This window comes from Agrobacterium sp. MS2 (assembly GCF_003261015.1).
GTDB classification, from domain to species: Bacteria; Pseudomonadota; Alphaproteobacteria; order Rhizobiales; family Rhizobiaceae; genus Agrobacterium; species Agrobacterium pusense.
The window spans coordinates 85,497-103,048 of record NZ_QLNF01000039.1 but is presented as its reverse complement, the minus strand read 5'-3'; the positions used below and the strand labels follow the sequence as shown (position 1 = coordinate 103,048).

The window sequence follows — 17,552 nt, the reverse complement described above, 5'->3', positions numbered from 1 at the left end:
TGAATAATATGTAGAATTAATGCATTGTTAACAATTGGCTCCGGACATTACAAATGTATCAATTTCGCAACAATAAAAAACTAAGGACACCTTACTGTCTTCCTTTTGTCACGATTGCGATTGCCCTGAAGCGATGTTTTGGCTCTAATCAAACTCATAAGCAGCACGCATCGATATGCGCTTCCCACCCGCTGCTTTCGCAATTTAGCGTTTGACTGGAGGTCAATCATGAACATCAAGAGCCTTCTTATCGGCTCCGCTGCAGCTCTCGCAGCAGTATCTGGCGCTCACGCTGCCGACGCTATCGTCGCTGCTGAGCCTGAGCCCCTGGAATATGTTCGCGTTTGCGACGCGTTCGGTACGGGCTTCTTCTACATTCCTGGTACCGAAACCTGCCTGAAGTTCAGCGGTTACGTCCGCTTCCAGACCAGCTTCGGCCGCGATCAGATGGGAACTTCGGACTGGAACTCGTTCACGCGCGCCCAGTTCAACGTTGATACCCGTACCGACACCGAACTCGGCGCTCTGCGTGGTTTCATCGAATTCCGCGCTGATGCAGAAAGCGGCTCTTCGTCTTCTTCCGGCGTTGAAGCTCGTCAGGCATTCATCGAGCTCGGCGGCCTCCGCGTTGGTAAGTTCTACAGCTGGTGGGACGACGATCTCTCCGGCGAGACAGACCTGCTCTCCTCGAACACCCTCTTCAACTCCATTCGTTACACCTACGACACCGGTTCTTTCTGGGCAGGTATCTCGGTTGACGAGCTTCAGGGCACTGACTCGGAGTTCGCGACCGTCAATCCCATCGTTGGTGGCGGGTTCACACTTTCGCAGGAAGTGGACAACAACGTCGGTATCACTGCCGGCATTGGCGGAAAGTTCGGCGCTGCTACGCTTCAGTTGATTGGTTCGTATGACGTCGATCAGGAAGAAGGCGCCATCCGTGCAATGGTATTTGCGGATCTCGGACCTGGCACGCTTGGACTAGCCGGTGTTTGGGCATCTGGCCCCAACGCTTATTACGCTCTTTCCGAGTGGACGGTTGCGGCTGAATACGCCATCAAGGCAACAGATCGCCTGACCATCACCCCTGCAGTGCAGTACCTCGGCAATGTCGGCGACAAGGTCGCTCTCGGTAGCTCTACCTTCATCGTTTCCAACGATTGGTCTAACCGCGATGCCTGGACCGCTGGCGCAACCATCGACTACAAGATCACCGAAGGTCTGAGCACGAAGATCACGGCAAACTACTACGACGAAGATGGCCAGGACGATCAGGTCACTGGTTTCGTCCGCCTTCAGCGCGACTTCTAATCTGATCTGACATTGTCAGTGATGGAAACCCCGGCAGAGATGCCGGGGTTTTTCGTTTGATGGCTTCCAGCGCCAAGAGGCTTTAATCAAACGTCGAAACAAAAAAGCACCGGGCGAACCGATGCTTGAATGTTTTGGAATGATCAGCGATTGGCCGATGAATACCGCTCTTACCCTGCACGCCCATGGCGCAGGTCATCGACAATATCCGCCTGTTGGCCCAGCCTAGTCTTGTAGACCTGATAATTCTCCATCACCCGCTGCACATAATTGCGCGTTTCGGGGAAGGGGATGCGTTCGATCCAGTCCACCACCTCGTCAATCGGCTTACCGCGCGGGTCGCCATATCGCGAGATCCATTCGGGGACACGTTTCGGGCCGGCATTATAGGCGATGAAGGTGAGGATGTAGGAGCCGCCGAAGCTGTCGATCTGCTCGCCGAGATAATGGGCGCCGAGTGTGGCGTTATAGCCCGCATCGCTGGTCAGCATCGCCTGTGTGTAGGGCAGGCCGTGGCGGCCGGCCACGCCCTTGGCCGTTCCGGGCAGCAGTTGCAGCAGGCCGCGGGCATTGGCGGCGGAGACGGCGGCGGGGTTGAAGGCGCTTTCCTGCCGGGCGATCGCATAGGCAAGCGCCTTTCCGGAGCCGGCAATATTGGCGCTGGCGGGAATGACGCCGAGCGGATAGGCAAGGGCCGCCGCATCGATACCGCGGCTGAAGGCCGTCTTGCCGATCTGCAGCGAGACCTGATGATTACCGTTGCCCTCAGCCCGCGCCGCCAGAATGGCAAGCTCGCCGGGACTGTCGAGCTGTTCGGCCAGCGACCTGTAAAGGCTGTCGGCGCGCCAGCCGTAACCTGCCGCCTCCAAGCGGTCTATGGCGCGCACGGCTTCGCGGCCGGCAAAGCGTTCTCGGTCGCCATTGCTCGGGCTGGGATAGGTCACGTTCAGCGTCTTCGTGCCGATCCGTGCAGCGGCAAGCTGGCCGTAAAACGTACCGGGATGGGCTGCCGCCTTTGCAAAGAAGTCGCGTGCATCGCCGGGTCCTCCGGCTTCGGCCGCCCTTCCGAGCCAGTAATAGGCGCGGGAGGCCGAAAGTGGCCGGTTTGATGTCTGGAGCAGGGCGTTGAAATGACGCGAAGCCGTGGCCGGGTCGCGCATCGCCCGCAGAGCATACCAGCCGGCATGAAACTCGGCATCGGCGACATCCACCGCTGATGTGGCATTGTGATTGGCGACGATACGATAGGCTTCGGCAAAATCGCCGAGATCGGCGAGACCGCGCGCGATGATTCGCCGCTCGTTCCACCATTCGCCTGGATTGACCAGCTTGGCAGTATCCTTCGGCGCCTGCCGCAGAAGAGCCGCCGCTTCCGGATATTTCTGCTGGTTGCGCAGGTTCTCCACGCGCGCGAAAAGGAATGCGGGATCATCGCGCCAGCCGGCATCCACCTTGCCGAGCAGGGCGCCGGCATTGGCGGAACGCTGCAGCACAGCCGCCCAGGCATTGTAAAGGGACTGCGCTTTGCCGAGTTCGCCGAAACGTTTCGCCTGGCTGATGCGGCTGCGATACATCAGATAATCCATGCGCGCCTTGTGGTCCGCGGCCGTCAGATAGGCAGGAAAGGCGGCCAGCACGCGGTCTTCCATATCCTTGTCCATGCCTTCGCTCACCCACAGCTGGCGAATGAGTCGCTGCGAATCCACGACCTTGCCGGAGGCGGCCAGCGCCTTGGCGAGAACCACCGTGCCCTCCGCCGTTTCTGGCTTGCTGCCGCCGAATGCAGCAAGCACCTGCTGTGCCGGCGGGTCCTCGCGATAAAGCGCTTTTTCGGAATTGGCCCGCAAAGTCGCGGCGCCCGGCCAGCCGGCGAGTTCGCGCTGTGCTGCGGCGATTTCGGCTGAAGGCACATCCTTCTGGCCCGAAACGGCGATTGCCCATGTGAGGATGTGACGGTCCAGACTGCCGGTCGGCATGGCGTTGCGCAGCGCGATGGCCCGCGCCGCATCGCGCCCGGAAAGCGCGTCGAGGCTTGCCTTCAGCTGGCTCGCATCATCGGGCCGGTTAAGGCGGGGAATGGCGCCGGTAACCTCTGGCGAAGCGGGCATGAAAGCGGGAACGGTGGGCGCATCCGGCTTCACATAGGGAAGCGGCGCGGCGCCCTCGGGCAGCGGCCCGGCCAGCGCGTTCCACACGGTTGCGGCAAGGCCCGCCGCCATCAATCCCCAGACTGTTTTTTTCATGCCGTTCTTCATCGTGTAACGGAGTTGCCGACTTTCTTCTAATATCGCTACATTGCAGCGGGATTGCCGAAAAAAGGTCTGATCTCCCGCCCGGAAATCTTGGGATTTCAGGCTTAATGAAATGTTAAGCGCGCCCCTGCAATTCAATCAACTTTTATTCACCGGCCCGCGAGCAATATCGCTTTTCGCTATGTGCATTTAATGCTTGCAGATCACGGCCCGAACACTGTCACACTTCCGACAATTTCGGACAAAATACGCTGCCTTTGCGCTTGTCGGCGCCAAGGGCTGGCACTAATGTGTGCCGGTTTTAACCATCGAATGCGGCCGAAGCATGAACCGGCTCGGCGCCAGGAGCTTTGCATGTTCAAGGGATCAATTCCCGCCCTCATTACCCCGTTCACGGACAATGGCGCCGTGGACGAAAAGGCTTTCGCCGCCCATGTGGAATGGCAGATCGCCGAAGGCAGTAACGGACTTGTGCCGGTGGGCACGACGGGGGAATCCCCGACGCTTTCCCACGACGAGCACAAACGTGTCGTTGAACTGTGCATCGAGGTTGCGGCGAAACGGGTTCCGGTCATTGCGGGTGCAGGCTCCAACAATACCGATGAAGCGATCGAGCTGGCCCTGCATGCGCAGGAAGCGGGTGCGGATGCGTTGCTGGTGGTTACCCCCTATTACAACAAGCCGACCCAGAAGGGCCTGTTCGCCCATTTCTCCGCCGTCGCGGAAGCGGTGAAGCTGCCCATCGTCATCTACAATATTCCGCCGCGCTCGGTGGTGGATATGTTGCCGGAAACCATGGGCGCCCTGGTCAAGGCCCATAAGAACATCGTTGGCGTCAAGGATGCGACGGGCAAGATCGACCGCGTTTCCGAACAGCGCATTTCCTGCGGCAAAGATTTCGTCCAGCTCTCGGGTGAAGACGGTACCGCTCTCGGCTTCAACGCCCATGGCGGTGTCGGCTGCATTTCCGTCACGGCCAACGTGGCACCGCGCCTCTGTTCGGAATTCCAGGCGGCGATGCTTGCCGGCGATTATGCCAAGGCGCTGGAGTACCAGGATCGCCTGATGCCGCTGCATAAGGCCATCTTCATGGAGCCAGGCGTCTGCGGCACAAAATATGCGCTGTCGAAGACGCGCGGCGGCAACCGCCGTGTGCGTTCGCCCTTGATGAGCACGCTGGAACCGGCAACCGAAGCAGCCATAGATGCGGCGCTGAAGCATGCCGGCCTGATGAACTGAGACAGGTCTGAAAAGCCGGAAGGCGCGCAATGGACCGCTTCGCAGCAGAAGCAGTCCCGCGCGCCTTTTCTTTTCGTGGCGACGATACTAAATAGAGGTTCGAAAACCGCTCTCGGCGGCAGGCCGAAGGCGCAATAAGAAAAACAAGGGATTGAAATATCATGGCCCCCAAAGGCAGCCAGCGCGTGGTGAACAAGATCGTTGCGGAAAACCGCAAGGCCCGTTTCAACTACGAAATCGTCGACACCTATGAGGCAGGACTGGTGCTGACCGGCACCGAGGTCAAGTCGCTGCGCGAAGGCAAGGCGAACATTGCCGAATCCTACGCGTCGGACGAGGGCGATGAAATCTGGCTCATTAATTCCCACTTGCCGGAATATCTGCAGGCCAACCGTTTCAACCATGAGCCGCGCCGCCGCCGCAAGCTGCTCCTGAGCAAGCGCGAGATCAACCGCCTGCGCGCCGGCATCAACCGCGAAGGCATGACGCTGGTGCCGCTCAAGATCTACTTCAACGACAGGGGCCGTGCGAAGCTGGAACTGGCGCTCGCCAAGGGCAAGAAGCTGCACGACAAGCGCGAGACGGAGAAGGAACGCGACTGGAACCGGCAGAAGTCGCGGTTGTTGAAGGGTGGGGCGGCCTAAGTTCGCCGCCTTTCGCAGCATGCTCCTCCGTCATGCCGGACTTGATCCGGCATCCAGTCGCAACGCGTCTGCGCTGTGAGAAGAGCTTTTTCAGCCCAAGGACTCGGGCTGGCTGGATCCCGGCTCAAGGCCCGGATGACGGGAGTGTGTTACTGTCCGCTGCGCCCGTCACGCCGCCCGGTACGTCCGCTCCACATGCGCCTTCGTCGTCGAAACGCTGAACCGGCTGACAAGCGCCGCGAGGTTGGCGCTGACATCGCTCAGATTGTGCGTGGCTGCATTGGTCTCTTCCACCATTGCCGCATTCTTCTGCGTCAGATTGTCCATGCTGTTGATCGCCGCACTGATTTCCTGAATGCCGACGGATTGTTCCTGCGCCGCCTTGGTGAGCGAGGTGATGTGATCCTTGATGTGATCGACCTTGCTGCCGATCGTATTCAGGGATTCACCCGTTTTGTTCACCAGCGAAACGCCCTGCATCACATCCTCGGAAGACTTGGCGATCAGTGTCTTGATTTCCTTTGCGGCGGTGGCGGAGCGTTGGGCCAGTTCACGCACTTCCTGGGCGACGACGGCGAAACCCTTGCCAGCCTCGCCGGCGCGCGCGGCTTCCACGCCGGCGTTCAACGCCAATAGATTGGTCTGGAACGAAATCTCATCGATGACGGAAATAATCTGGGTGATCTTCTGCGACGAGTCCTCGATGGCTCCCATCGCTTTCACCGCATCCGTCACCACATTGCGAGAGCGTGCTGCTTCGATGGCCGAACTTTCGACGATGGCCTTGGCCTCTTCGGAACGTTGCGCCGACAATCTGGAAATGGTGGTGATTTCCTCAACGGCTGCGGCGGTTTCCTCAAGCGCGGCCGCCTGCTGCTCCGTCCGGCGGGCCATGTCATCGGTGGCGGAGGTGAGCTCGCGCGTATTGCCGGAAATCTTGTTCGCTTCCTCCACGATCTGGGCGAAGGCACCGGCGAGATTGCCGACGGCGGTGTTGAAATTGGCGATCAGCCCTTCGAATTGCGGCGCGGTCTTTTCGTTGATGCTGGAGGTGAGGTCGCCGTTGGCCAGCCGGTCGAGGGCACTGTTGAGGAGCGTGAGAATATGGTCCTGCTCCTTCTTCATCTGCGCCTGTTCGGCCTCTACCTTATGCCGCTCGGCGGCGAGCACGTCGAGATAGACGGAAATCGAATAGTCCATGTCCAGAAGGGCGGCCTTGATGGTGGCGGACAAGGCGTCCTTCACCTTCCTGGCCTTCTTCTCCATGAATAGGCCCTTCAACTCGGACTCGATCAGGGCCTTGACGATGCCGTCAAGCATCAGCGCATAACCGCCAATGTACCATCGCGGCTCCAGCCCCAGTCTGGCATGGGTGCGGCCGATCGCGGTCACGGCATCGGTATAATCCGCGTTGAATGTACCGGAGGCGATCCTCGTCCAGTGTTTGAGCTGCATGCCCTTGGCGTGCTGCACATGTGAGTCATTGGCAAAGAACTTCGCCGTCTCCGGCACCGAGCGCACTTTCGCATAGAAGCGGTCCAGCGACGCATCGAGAGAGCCGGTGATGACGCCCTTCATGTCTGAGAGATTCTGTCGCTGCTCGTGGCCGAGCCCCAGAAAATTCAGTCTTTCTTCGAGCTGTCGGTCGGTTTTTTCTTGGCCATGCATGTCTAGTCATCCTGCTTTGGCACCCAAATCATGTCTTTGGTGCCGTTACTTGATTTAGACACGTCTAAAATTAACCAAGATATAATTTTCCCCGGCCGGATTTGACGGTTGTTAATTTCAGGGGAATTTTTTCCCTGCCGATAGGGGGGGTAAACAAAAACGCGCCAGTCTTTGAGACGGACGCGCTCTTGAAATATCGGTGATTGCGAAATCGGGATCAGACCGTCTCGGGGCCTTCCGCGTGCCGGGCAGGGCGCTCATTCGGATCGCGTCCGATTTCGGCTTTCAGCGTCATCAGGTCGATGAAGTGATCGGCCTGGCGGCGCAGGTCGTCGGCGATCATCGCGGGCTGGGTGGCCATGGTGGAAACCACGGAAACCTTGCGGCCCTTGCGCTGCAGCGCGTCCACCAGCGTGGTGAAATCGCCGTCGCCGGAAAACAGCACCAGGTGATCGACCGTTTCGGACTGCTCCATGGCGTCGACCGCCAGTTCGATATCCATGTTACCCTTGATCTTGCGGCGGCCGAGCGCGTCGGTAAATTCCTTCGCCGGCTTCGTCACGACCTTGTAACCGTTATAGTCTAGCCAGTCGATCAGCGGGCGGATCGAGGAATATTCCTGATCTTCGATCAGGGCCGTGTAATAATAGGCGCGCAGCAGATAGCCGCGCTTTTGAAACGCCTTCAGAAGCTTGCGGTAGTCGATATCGAATCCCAGGCTTTTCGATGCTGCATAAAGATTGGCTCCATCTATGAAGAGCGCAATTTTCTCCCGTGGATCGAACATTCCATCCCATTCCTTTTTTTTGGAAAGGCCATTATCTGGCTTTTATATCCGGTCGATAGCGCTAAATATCATGTCGTATCAACGCGCTTTGCGTACCGCCGTTGCGTTTTAAGTAAGCTACCTTCCCCCTTATTCCAAGACAATTCTTCTAGACATTTTGTTCATCAGGCGCCAAACATCGAGGATAAGGTGCCAAAAGACGCCAAAGACAGGAAAAACTTGAATTCCGCGGCCAATGGCTGTATCGGAAGCTGGAAAGCTTCGTCGCGAGAAATTCCAGGTGTTTTCCGCAAGGCACGAAGCGCAGATTCAATAGGTTAGAGCAACCCTTGTGCATCCTGAAGACCGCACGGCGCTCTGATCCACGACATTACGACCCGCAAAGGACAGGCAATGGCCCGCGTCACAGTTGAAGATTGCATTGATAAAGTAGACAACCGTTTCGAGCTGGTGCTTCTCGCCAGCCACCGTGCGCGCCAGATTTCTCAGGGCTCTTCCATCACGGTTGACCGCGATAATGACAAGAACCCCGTCGTTGCGCTGCGTGAAATCGCCGACGAGACGCTGTCTCCCGACGATCTGAAGGAAGACCTCATCCATTCGCTGCAGAAGCACGTGGAAGTGGACGAGCCCGAGCCCGATCCGGTCACGCTTGCCGCCGCCGCTGCCGACAGCGAAGAAGACGACCAGCCGGAGACCGTCACCTTCGACCAGATGTCGGAAGAAGAACTGCTGGCCGGTATCGAAGGCCTTGTGCCGCCGGAAAAAAATGACGATTATTGATCCGGTTTTATGACGCCTTTGGCAGGCGGCGGTTACCGTCTGTCAATAGTTGCCGTCATAATCTGATCCTTATTGATGCAGCATTGTGCGCCGACCCCAAGGTTGGCGCGCTTTCTTTTTGTGGAATATCGCATGATGCGGCAATACGAACTCGTTGAGCGGGTTCAAAAATATAAACCGGATGCGAATGAGGCCCTGCTGAACAAGGCCTATGTTTACGCGATGCAGAAACACGGCCAGCAGAAGCGGGCCAATGGCGACCCCTACATCTCGCATCCGCTGGAAGTTGCCGCAATCCTCACCGAAATGCATCTCGACGAATCGACCATCGCGGTGGCGTTGCTGCACGATACGATCGAGGACACCACCGCAACTCGCGCTGAAATCGACGAATTATTCGGTGAAGACATCGGCCGGCTGGTGGAAGGGCTGACCAAGCTCAAGAAGCTTGATCTCGTCACCCGCAAGGCGAAACAGGCGGAGAACCTGCGCAAGCTGCTGCTCGCCATTTCCGATGACGTGCGCGTTCTCCTGGTGAAGCTCGCCGATCGCCTGCACAACATGCGTACCATGGAATACATGCCGGCAGACAAGCGCAGCCGCATTTCCGAGGAAACCATGGAAATCTATGCGCCGCTCGCCGGCCGCATGGGCATGCAGGACATGCGCGACGAGCTGGAGGACCTGTCCTTCCGTTATCTCAATCCGGAAGCCTATGAGACGGTGACAAACCGTTTGCAGGAACTGGAAACGCGCAATGAAGGCCTCATCAAGAAGATCGAGGACGAGCTGCGTGAATTGCTCGTGGCGAACGGCCTCATCGGCGCGGGCGTCAAGGGTCGGCAGAAAAAGCCTTATTCGGTGTTTCGCAAGATGCAGTCGAAGTCGCTCTCTTTCGAGCAGCTGTCTGACGTCTACGGTTTCCGCATTCTGGTCGACGACATTCCCTCCTGCTATCGGGCGCTCGGCATCGTGCACACACGCTGGCGTGTGGTGCCGGGCCGCTTCAAGGATTACATCTCCACGCCGAAGCAGAACGACTATCGCTCCATCCACACCACCATCGTTGGCCCGTCGCGCCAGCGTATCGAGCTGCAGATCCGCACCAAGCGCATGCATGAGATCGCCGAATTCGGTATTGCCGCCCACGCGCTCTACAAGGATGGCGAAAACGGGGAGGGCGATCTGCTTTCGCCGGAAAGCAACGCCTATTCCTGGCTGCGCCACACCATCGAATCGCTGGCGGAAGGCGACAGCCCGGAAGAATTCCTTGAGCATACCAAGCTGGAACTCTTTCAGGATCAGGTGTTCTGCTTCACGCCCAAGGGCAAGCTGATTGCCCTGCCGCGCGGCGCGACGCCCATCGATTTTGCCTATGCGGTGCACACCAATATCGGCGACACCACCGTTGGCGCCAAGATCAACGGCCGGATCATGCCGCTCGTCACCCGGCTGAACAATGGCGACGAGGTGGAGATCATCCGCTCCGGCGTGCAGGTGCCGCCCGCCGCATGGGAAGAGGTAGTGGTGACGGGCAAGGCCCGCTCGGCCATCCGCCGCGCCACCCGTATGGCCATCCGCAAACAATATTCCGGCCTTGGTTATCGCATTCTCGAGCGCACCTTCGAACGCGCCGGCAAGGCCTTCTCCAAGGAGGCACTGAAGCCGGTCCTGCATCGGCTGGCGCAGAAGGATGTCGAGGACGCCATCGCGGCCGTCGGCCGTGGCGAGGTTTCCTCGCTCGATGTGCTGCGCGCGGTATTCCCGGATTATCAGGACGAGCGCGTGACGGTGAAGATGACCGGTGACGACGGCTGGTTCAACATGCGCAGCGCCTCGGGCATGGTCTTCAAGATACCGGGCAAGTCCCGTTCGGCGCTGGAGGATGACGGTGCGGCCGAAATGCTCGACGGGCCTGACCCGCTGCCCATTCGTGGCCTTTCCGGCAATGTCGATGTGCATTTCGGGCCGGCCGGCGCCGTTCCGGGGGACCGCATCGTCGGCATCATGGAAAAGGGCAAGGGCATCACCATCTATCCAATCCAGGCGCCGGCGCTTCAGCGCTTCGACGACGAGCCGGAACGCTGGATCGATGTGCGGTGGGATCTGGATGAAGCGAACAAGTCGCGCTTCATGGCGCGGGTGATGATCAATGCGTTGAACGAGCCGGGCACGCTAGCCTCGGTGGCGCAGTCGATCGCAACGCTCGACGTCAATATTCGCGGGCTGAACATGGTCCGCATCGGTACTGACTTCTCCGAGTTGGCGCTGGACGTGGAAGTCTGGGATCTCAGGCAGCTGAACCAGCTTCTGTCGCAGCTCAAGGATCTGGATTGCGTCTCCACGGTCACGCGTGCCTTTGATTGAGGCATTTTTGATGCCTTTGAGATAGCGGAAGGCCGTTGTTATGCGTTCTGTGCATGGCAGCGGCCTTTTCCTGTCTCTGGTGGTTAATGCGGTTTGCGACTATTTTCCTCTCAGAAATTGAAGAGAAGGAAACGCGGCGTGCCGGTGGATGAACACCGATGAGAAACGCCAGTTCCAAACCGAAAGGACCGAAAATCATGTTTACTCCGCTTCGCAAGATCGCCCGCGCCGTTCGTGGCAAGACCACCCAGGAACGCGAATTCGAATATCTCAGCGGCTCGGTATCGAATGTCGACCTCGAGTTCCGTCAGCGCGAAATCGACCGCGGCCTGTTCCGCCGGTAATGCGCTCAGCGCATGGCAGCCAATCGCCATGCGTATGGACACGGAAAGCGCGGCGGTAATGGCCTGTGTTTTCCTGTGCACCGCAAGCCCAGGAGATACGCGCCTCAGCGCGTCTCCTCCATGCCGCTGTCCAGTGTGACTGATCGGGTATGCTGCATCTGCAATGATCAGCGTGGGATAACCGGGCAAAAGTTCTTTGTTGCCTACCACGCTCTTGGCTCGGCCGGGGTGATGAAATAGACTGTCCCCATGCCGTTTCGCCGCCGTGAACCCGTTGGTTTTTCAGAGAAGATTCGCGACCTCTTCTGGCCGCGAACGGGTTTTTCCCGTTCGTTGCGCTATATGAAGTTGCGCCTGCTCAGGCTTTCCGCCTCTCCCCATTCCATTGCCGCCGGTGTCGCCATCGGTGTGGGTGTGGCGTGGATGCCGTTTCTCGGTGTTCACATCATCATTGCCATGGCGCTCGGTTTCCTCATGCGCGTCAACCTCGTGGCGGCGGCACTCGGTACGACTTTCGCCAATCCGCTGACATTTCCTTTCATCTGGGCCTCCACCTGGGAGCTGGGACATGTCATTCTCGGACGAAAGACGTCGGAAAGTGCTGCGCATGTGGATTTCGTGGCGCTGTTTAGCCATCTTGAATTCCGGCAGATATGGACGCCGGTGCTGGAACCCATGACCATTGGTGCGGTTCCGCCCGCCATCATCAGCGCGGTCATCGCCTATATCGCCGTTTATGGGCTCATCAACGGTTTTCAGCGCCGCAAGATGGAAAATCTCGCGCATCGCGCCGCCAACAAGAATGCTTCTCTGGAGATGTTGAAATGATCATTGGATTGGGAAGCGACCTGATAGACATCCGGCGCGTTGAAAAATCGATCGAGCGCTTCGGCGAGCGTTTCACCCATCGGTGTTTTACCGATATCGAGCGCGCCAAATCCGATGGCCGCAAGAACCGCGCCGCGTCCTATGCCAAGCGTTTCGCCGCCAAGGAGGCCTGTTCCAAGGCGCTTGGCACCGGCCTTGCGAACGGCGTTTTCTGGAAGGACATGGGCGTCGTCAACCTTCCGGGCGGCAGGCCCACCATGGTGCTGACAAACGGGGCAGGGGAGCGACTGGCGGCCATGCTGCCCGCAGGCCATCGCGCCAATATTCACCTGACGATCACGGATGACCACCCTTACGCTCAGGCATTTGTGATCATCGAGGCGCTTCCCGTGATCGATTGACGCCTGGGGCACCGTTGGGCGCGCTCTATTTGCACCGCTGTCACAGAAGCGCTTCCCTTCGGGCTGGAAAGGTTCTAGAGAAGTCGCAGAAATATAAAAGCGTTGCGGGCCGCGTGAAACAGCATCACCCGCCGCAGGCGCGATAAGCAACGGCCCGTCAGCTTCTTGGATCGAAGAAGCCGGGAAACAATCAGGCAGGTCTTTAAGTGTCGGAAAAAGCGGAAAAGAAGCAGAACGCCCTTTGGGAGAACGTCAAGGTCATCATTCAGGCGCTGCTGCTGGCAATGGTCATCCGCACCGTGCTGTTTCAGCCCTTCACCATCCCGTCGGGCTCGATGATGCCGACGCTGCTGGTCGGCGACTATCTTTTCGTCAACAAGTTCTCCTACGGCTATTCTAAATATTCGCTGCCTTTCTCGCCGAACCTGTTTTCGGGCCGCATTCTGGAATTCAGCAAGCCGAAGCGCGGCGATGTCGTGGTCTTCCGCCTGCCGCCCAATCCTGAAGTGGATTACATCAAGCGTCTGGTCGGCTTGCCGGGCGACCGAATTCAGGTCACGAACGGCGTGCTGTTCATCAACGGCCAGCCGGTGCCCAAGCAGCCCGACGGCACCTTCACGTCGGATTATCGCGCCGATCCGGGCGCCAACGTACCGGTTTTCCGCGAAACGCTTGACAATGGCGTTACCTACGACACGCTCGATCAGTCGCCCGACTCGCGCGGCGACAACACCCGCGAATTCGTGGTCCCCGAAGGCCATTATTTCATGATGGGCGACAACAGAGACAATTCGCTGGATAGCCGCTTCGATGTCGGTTTCGTGCCGGAAGAAAACCTGATTGGCCGCGCAAGCGTCATCTTCTTCTCTTTGGGCAACGACACGCCGTTCAGCCGCATTTGGGAATGGCCGGCCAACATGCGTTGGGACCGCCTGTTCAAGGTTGTGGGATGAGCAAGACCAAGCCGCTTTCCGCGGACGAGATTGCCCGTCTGGAAGCGTTGATCGGATATGAGTTCAAGGAAAAGGCCCGGCTCGACCGGGCCTTGACCCATGCCAGCGCCCGCTCCGCCGCGGCGGGCAATTACGAACGTCTGGAGTTTCTGGGCGACCGCGTTCTGGGTCTCTGCGTTGCAGAGCTTCTGTTCTCCATCTTCCGCAATGCGTCCGAAGGTGAGCTTTCGGTGCGTTTGAACCAACTGGTCAGCGCCGAATCCTGCGCGTCGATCGCTGACGAGATGGGCCTGCACAATTTCATCCGCACCGGATCCGACGTCAAGAAACTCACCGGCAAGGCGATGCTGAACGTGCGCGCCGATGTCGTCGAAAGCCTGATTGCCACCATCTATCTGGATGGCGGCCTCGATGCGTCGCGCAAATTCATTCTGAAATATTGGCAGGGCCGTGCCACGAGCGTGGATGCCGGACGGCGTGACGCGAAAACGGAACTGCAGGAATGGGCGCACGCAAAGTTTGCGGTCACCCCATCTTACCGGGTTGACGATCGCTCCGGACCGGATCACGATCCCCGCTTTACGGTGACTGTTGAAATTCCCGGCGTAAAGCCGGAAACCGGCGTCGAGCGTTCCAAGCGCGCGGCCGAGCAGGTGGCGGCAACCAGATTGCTGGAACGCGAAGGCGTCTGGCAGAAAAGCTCTACCTGAAACTGAGCTGACCGGCGACGGCAGCTGACTATCAAGCGCATGGCGAGCCCTCTGGCCGCATGTTGAATACCTCTGACCTTGAATGGATATCATGACCGATCACGAAAACCCCGCCTCGACAGGCGAAGACAATGCCCTTCCGACCCGCTCCGGCTTCGTTGCCCTCATTGGCCCTACAAATGCCGGTAAGTCGACGCTGGTAAACCGGCTGGTGGGCGCCAAGGTTTCCATCGTCAGCCACAAGGTGCAGACGACGCGTGCGGTCATGCGCGGCATCGCCATTCACGACAACGCGCAGATCGTGTTCATGGACACGCCCGGTATCTTCAAGCCGCGCCGTCGGCTGGACCGCGCCATGGTCACCTCCGCCTGGGGCGGCGCGAAGGACGCCGATCTCATTCTTCTTTTGATCGACAGCGAGCGCGGCCTGAAGGGTGACGCTGAGGCGATTCTCGAAGGCCTGAAGGACGTCCCCCAGAAGAAAATCCTCTGCCTCAACAAGATCGACCAGGTAAAGCGCGAAGACCTCCTGAAGCTCGCCGCCGCCGCCAATGAGACGGTCGCTTTCGACCGCACCTTCATGATCTCGGCGACCAATGGCTCCGGTTGTGAAGACCTGATGAACTATCTGGCCGCCGAATTGCCGGAAGGCCCATGGTATTATCCGGAAGACCAGATCTCCGACCTGCCCATGCGCCAGCTTGCCGCCGAAATCACCCGCGAAAAGCTGTTCCTGCGCCTGCACCAGGAGCTGCCCTATGCCTCGCATGTCGAGACGGAAAAGTGGGAAGAGCGCAAGGATGGCTCGGTGCGCATCGAGCAGGTGATCTATGTCGAGCGCGACAGCCAGAAAAAGATTGCGCTCGGCAAGAACGGCGATGCCATCAAGGCGATCTCCACCGCCTCGCGCAAGGAACTCTCGGAAATCCTCGAGCAGCCGGTGCATCTATTCCTGTTCGTCAAGGTGCGCGAGAACTGGGGCGACGACCCGGAGCGTTTCCGCGAAATGGGGCTGGAATTCCCGCGAGGCTGAAGGCGCGTCATTCCCGCGTTTCTGTGAGGATACAGAAACGCGGTGGGAGGAGCACGATGTCTTTGTTCCCGGCAGGGAACCGAATATCCTTGGAACGGGTTGTTCCAAAAACAATTGGGCGCAACCTTTTTTCATGATGGATATTCATGTCACCCAAAAAACCGAACGGGATTTCCACCACCCCCTGCCAGCAATGCCCGCTGCGCGATCTACCGCATTTCAGGGACTTTTCTTCTTCGGAACTGGATTTCGTGTCCCGTTTCAAGACGGGGGAATTGGCGGTGGAGAGCGGCTCCGTCATTCTGATGGAAGGCTCGCACAGCGCTCACCTCTACACGGTGCTTGCGGGCTGGGCATTTCGCTACAAGACTTTGGAGGACGGCCGGCGGCAGATCCTGAATTACGTGATGCCGGGCGACCTCGTCGGCCTGCAGGGCACGGTGATGGGGGAAATGCAGCACTCGGTTGAGGCCTTGTCGCCGGTCACGCTGTGCGTCTTCGAGCGATCGCGCCTCAACAATCTCTTTACCGACCACCCGACGCTTGCCTATGATCTGACATGGATTGCGGCGAGCGAAGAGCGCATGCTCGACAGTCATCTGCTCAGCATCGGCCGTCGCACGGCGCTTGAGCGCGCGGCCTACCTTATCGCTTTCCTTTACAGCAGGGCGAAAGCGGTCGCGCTGCTGCAGGGCGAGGCGACGATCCCTGTCACCCAGCAGCACGTGGCCGATACGCTCGGCCTCTCCATCGTCCACACCAACAAGACGCTGAGAAAGCTCGTCGATCGCGGGCTTATCCGCTGGACGGACAAGGGCTGTCTGGTGCTGGATGACGCCGGACTGGCGCAAGTTGCGGGCTGGGAAAGCGACGGCAAGCGGCAGAGACCGTTTATCTGATCTTCCGACATGTCTTTTTTAAATGACGGGCGAGCCGCAATTTGCGACTGCTCCCATGATATCTCACTGGAGAATCGTTTCGAAGACGACGGCTTCGAGCCTGACGGCTCTCTTTGTTAGGAAGAAAAATATGGTGCCACAACGGGTTATCATCGTTGAGGATGAATATCTGGTGGCGCTCGATGTTGAGGCGGTTCTCCAGTCGATGGGTGTGGAGACCGTTATCATCGCCACGACGCTTGCGCAGGCGAGGAAGGCTCTCGAAGAGGATGGCGCCGATTGCGTGCTTCTCGATGTCAGCCTTTCTGACGGTAAAAGCTATGATTTTGCACGCCACTTGCGGTCTGCGTCCATTCCTTTCGGTTTTGTCAGCGGTTACGGCGACACGACCGGATTCCCCGAAGATCTCCTGCATGCGCCCTTGCTCGGCAAGCCTTTCGGAGAAAACGAAATCACCGATTTCGTCCTCCGCCTCGTCGATGCGGCGCGTGTTACCGTAAAAGAATAACGTTTCGCCGCCGGATCGGTTATGATCGGGCTTGAATCGAAATTCGGACAGGTTTCATGCAGTGGCAGGATGAGGCGATCATTCTCGGCGTAAAGCGCCATGGCGAGACGAGTGTCATCGCCGAGGTGATGACCCGCACACGCGGCCGCCATCTCGGCATGGTGCGCTCCGGGCGCTCCCGCAGCATGCAGCCGGTGCTGCAGGCGGGAAACCGGGTAGACGTCGTCTGGCGCGCGCGCCTTGACGATCATCTCGGAGAATACCGCATCGAGCCCCTGCAACTGCGCGCGGCGCAATTGATGGAAACGGCCACCGCCGTATACGGCGTCCAGGCCATGGGCGCGCTGCTGAGGCTTTTGCCGGAGCGCGATCCGCATCCGCATCTTTATCAGGCGCTCGATATCATTCTCGATAATCTCCACGACCCGGCCGATGCAGGCGAACTTTTCGTGCGCTTCGAGTTGGCGGTGCTGAATGATCTCGGTTTCGGGCTTGATCTTACCGAATGTGCGGCGACGGGGCTGCGCAACGATCTCATCTATGTTTCGCCGAAAACGGGAAGGGCGGTCTGCCGCACGGCGGGAGCGCCTTATGCGGACCGGATGCTGTCGCTTCCGGCTTTTCTCGGCGAAGGCCAGTCGAAAGCCGCTGATCCCGAGAGCCTTGCGGCAGCTTTTCGCCTGACCGCCCATTTCCTCAACCGCCATGTCTATGATCCGCGCGGGCTCAATGAAAACGCCGCCCGCGACGGTTTCGTGCAGGCGGCGCTGAAGGCTTTGGAGCGCAGGGGATCGCCGCCCGCACTGGACAGGGCGGGTTAATTCC

Annotated in this window: 17 protein-coding genes; 14 read left to right on the top strand and 3 right to left on the bottom strand. The window is 58.9% G+C overall.

Going from position 1 to position 17,552, the window contains the following annotated elements:
- The first annotated feature begins 228 nt into the window (after positions 1-228).
- Positions 229-1,311 (top strand): porin, encoded by a 1,083-nt coding sequence (locus tag DOU54_RS14225; RefSeq protein ID WP_113382470.1) that lies wholly within the window; start codon positions 229-231, stop codon positions 1,309-1,311.
- A 170-nt stretch (positions 1,312-1,481) separates the two neighbouring features.
- Here DOU54_RS14225 and DOU54_RS14220 read toward each other — a convergent pair whose 3' ends face one another.
- Positions 1,482-3,554, bottom strand: coding sequence for a lytic transglycosylase domain-containing protein (locus tag DOU54_RS14220; protein ID WP_162749742.1), 2,073 nt, complete (start codon positions 3,552-3,554; stop codon positions 1,482-1,484).
- A 363-nt stretch (positions 3,555-3,917) separates the two neighbouring features.
- On the opposite strand from DOU54_RS14220, the gene dapA reads away from it, so the two are divergent.
- The gene (gene dapA / locus DOU54_RS14210; RefSeq protein ID WP_004440897.1) at positions 3,918-4,802 is read left to right on the top strand and encodes a 4-hydroxy-tetrahydrodipicolinate synthase; all 885 of its coding nucleotides are present in this window, start codon (positions 3,918-3,920) and stop codon (positions 4,800-4,802) included.
- Positions 4,803-4,963: 161 nt separating this feature from the next.
- Positions 4,964-5,446 (top strand): SsrA-binding protein SmpB, encoded by a 483-nt coding sequence (gene smpB, locus DOU54_RS14205; protein ID WP_004440898.1) that lies wholly within the window; start codon positions 4,964-4,966, stop codon positions 5,444-5,446.
- Positions 5,447-5,614: 168 nt separating this feature from the next.
- Here smpB and DOU54_RS14200 read toward each other — a convergent pair whose 3' ends face one another.
- Both DOU54_RS14200 and DOU54_RS14195 read right to left on the bottom strand, forming a co-directional pair.
- Positions 5,615-7,114, bottom strand: coding sequence for a globin-coupled sensor protein (locus tag DOU54_RS14200; protein ID WP_113382471.1), 1,500 nt, complete (start codon positions 7,112-7,114; stop codon positions 5,615-5,617).
- Positions 7,115-7,331: 217 nt separating this feature from the next.
- Positions 7,332-7,901 (bottom strand): LabA-like NYN domain-containing protein, encoded by a 570-nt coding sequence (locus DOU54_RS14195; protein ID WP_004440903.1) that lies wholly within the window; start codon positions 7,899-7,901, stop codon positions 7,332-7,334.
- A 393-nt stretch (positions 7,902-8,294) separates the two neighbouring features.
- Here DOU54_RS14195 and rpoZ point away from each other — a divergent pair, with 393 nt between their 5' ends.
- The 11 genes from rpoZ to recO all read left to right on the top strand — a co-directional run bounded on the left by rpoZ (position 8,295) and on the right by recO (position 17,548).
- Positions 8,295-8,684, top strand: a complete 390-nt coding sequence (gene rpoZ, locus DOU54_RS14190; RefSeq protein WP_003521126.1) for a DNA-directed RNA polymerase subunit omega — start codon at positions 8,295-8,297, stop codon at positions 8,682-8,684.
- A 132-nt stretch (positions 8,685-8,816) separates the two neighbouring features.
- Positions 8,817-11,051, top strand: coding sequence for a RelA/SpoT family protein (locus DOU54_RS14185; RefSeq protein ID WP_004440906.1), 2,235 nt, complete (start codon positions 8,817-8,819; stop codon positions 11,049-11,051).
- 197 nt (positions 11,052-11,248) lie between these two features.
- Positions 11,249-11,395, top strand: coding sequence for a hypothetical protein (locus DOU54_RS14180; protein ID WP_003496944.1), 147 nt, complete (start codon positions 11,249-11,251; stop codon positions 11,393-11,395).
- A 249-nt stretch (positions 11,396-11,644) separates the two neighbouring features.
- The gene (locus DOU54_RS14175; protein WP_004440911.1) at positions 11,645-12,223 is read left to right on the top strand and encodes a DUF2062 domain-containing protein; all 579 of its coding nucleotides are present in this window, start codon (positions 11,645-11,647) and stop codon (positions 12,221-12,223) included.
- A complete protein-coding gene (gene acpS, locus DOU54_RS14170) occupies positions 12,220-12,624 on the top strand; it encodes a holo-ACP synthase (protein WP_113382473.1) in 405 nt (134 codons plus the stop codon). Before DOU54_RS14175 ends, acpS begins: the two co-directional genes overlap by 4 nt.
- A 206-nt stretch (positions 12,625-12,830) precedes the next feature.
- Positions 12,831-13,577: a signal peptidase I gene (gene lepB, locus DOU54_RS14165; protein WP_003509951.1), complete on the top strand. Its 747-nt coding sequence runs from the start codon at positions 12,831-12,833 to the stop codon at positions 13,575-13,577.
- Complete coding sequence (gene rnc, locus DOU54_RS14160) at positions 13,574-14,287, top strand: ribonuclease III (RefSeq protein ID WP_045534157.1); 714 nt, start codon at positions 13,574-13,576, stop codon at positions 14,285-14,287. The genes lepB and rnc overlap by 4 nt, the downstream gene beginning before the upstream one ends.
- Positions 14,288-14,369: 82 nt before the next feature.
- The gene (gene era, locus DOU54_RS14155; protein ID WP_022555902.1) at positions 14,370-15,320 is read left to right on the top strand and encodes a GTPase Era; all 951 of its coding nucleotides are present in this window, start codon (positions 14,370-14,372) and stop codon (positions 15,318-15,320) included.
- Between the two features lie 146 nt (positions 15,321-15,466).
- Positions 15,467-16,219 carry a Crp/Fnr family transcriptional regulator gene (locus DOU54_RS14150; RefSeq protein ID WP_004440919.1) on the top strand — a complete coding sequence of 251 codons (753 nt, stop codon included), beginning with the start codon at positions 15,467-15,469 and terminating at the stop codon, positions 16,217-16,219.
- Positions 16,220-16,349: 130 nt separating this feature from the next.
- Positions 16,350-16,727, top strand: coding sequence for a response regulator (locus DOU54_RS14145; RefSeq protein WP_004440922.1), 378 nt, complete (start codon positions 16,350-16,352; stop codon positions 16,725-16,727).
- A 56-nt stretch (positions 16,728-16,783) separates the two neighbouring features.
- Positions 16,784-17,548 carry a DNA repair protein RecO gene (recO, locus tag DOU54_RS14140; protein ID WP_006699397.1) on the top strand — a complete coding sequence of 255 codons (765 nt, stop codon included), beginning with the start codon at positions 16,784-16,786 and terminating at the stop codon, positions 17,546-17,548.
- The last annotated feature ends 4 nt before the right edge of the window (positions 17,549-17,552 follow it).

Coding starts and splice junctions, on each gene's coding strand:
- acpS (WP_113382473.1), top strand. CDS start 12,220: ATGATCATTGGATTGGGAAGCGACCTGATAGACATCCGGCGCGTTGAA.
- DOU54_RS14180 (WP_003496944.1), top strand. CDS start 11,249: ATGTTTACTCCGCTTCGCAAGATCGCCCGCGCCGTTCGTGGCAAGACC.
- DOU54_RS14150 (WP_004440919.1), top strand. CDS start 15,467: ATGTCACCCAAAAAACCGAACGGGATTTCCACCACCCCCTGCCAGCAA.
- era (WP_022555902.1), top strand. CDS start 14,370: ATGGATATCATGACCGATCACGAAAACCCCGCCTCGACAGGCGAAGAC.
- dapA (WP_004440897.1), top strand. CDS start 3,918: ATGTTCAAGGGATCAATTCCCGCCCTCATTACCCCGTTCACGGACAAT.
- recO (WP_006699397.1), top strand. CDS start 16,784: ATGCAGTGGCAGGATGAGGCGATCATTCTCGGCGTAAAGCGCCATGGC.
- DOU54_RS14175 (WP_004440911.1), top strand. CDS start 11,645: ATGCCGTTTCGCCGCCGTGAACCCGTTGGTTTTTCAGAGAAGATTCGC.
- DOU54_RS14185 (WP_004440906.1), top strand. CDS start 8,817: ATGATGCGGCAATACGAACTCGTTGAGCGGGTTCAAAAATATAAACCG.
- rpoZ (WP_003521126.1), top strand. CDS start 8,295: ATGGCCCGCGTCACAGTTGAAGATTGCATTGATAAAGTAGACAACCGT.
- smpB (WP_004440898.1), top strand. CDS start 4,964: ATGGCCCCCAAAGGCAGCCAGCGCGTGGTGAACAAGATCGTTGCGGAA.
- DOU54_RS14145 (WP_004440922.1), top strand. CDS start 16,350: ATGGTGCCACAACGGGTTATCATCGTTGAGGATGAATATCTGGTGGCG.
- DOU54_RS14225 (WP_113382470.1), top strand. CDS start 229: ATGAACATCAAGAGCCTTCTTATCGGCTCCGCTGCAGCTCTCGCAGCA.
- DOU54_RS14195 (WP_004440903.1), bottom strand. CDS start 7,901: ATGTTCGATCCACGGGAGAAAATTGCGCTCTTCATAGATGGAGCCAAT.
- rnc (WP_045534157.1), top strand. CDS start 13,574: ATGAGCAAGACCAAGCCGCTTTCCGCGGACGAGATTGCCCGTCTGGAA.
- DOU54_RS14200 (WP_113382471.1), bottom strand. CDS start 7,114: ATGCATGGCCAAGAAAAAACCGACCGACAGCTCGAAGAAAGACTGAAT.
- DOU54_RS14220 (WP_162749742.1), bottom strand. CDS start 3,554: ATGAAAAAAACAGTCTGGGGATTGATGGCGGCGGGCCTTGCCGCAACC.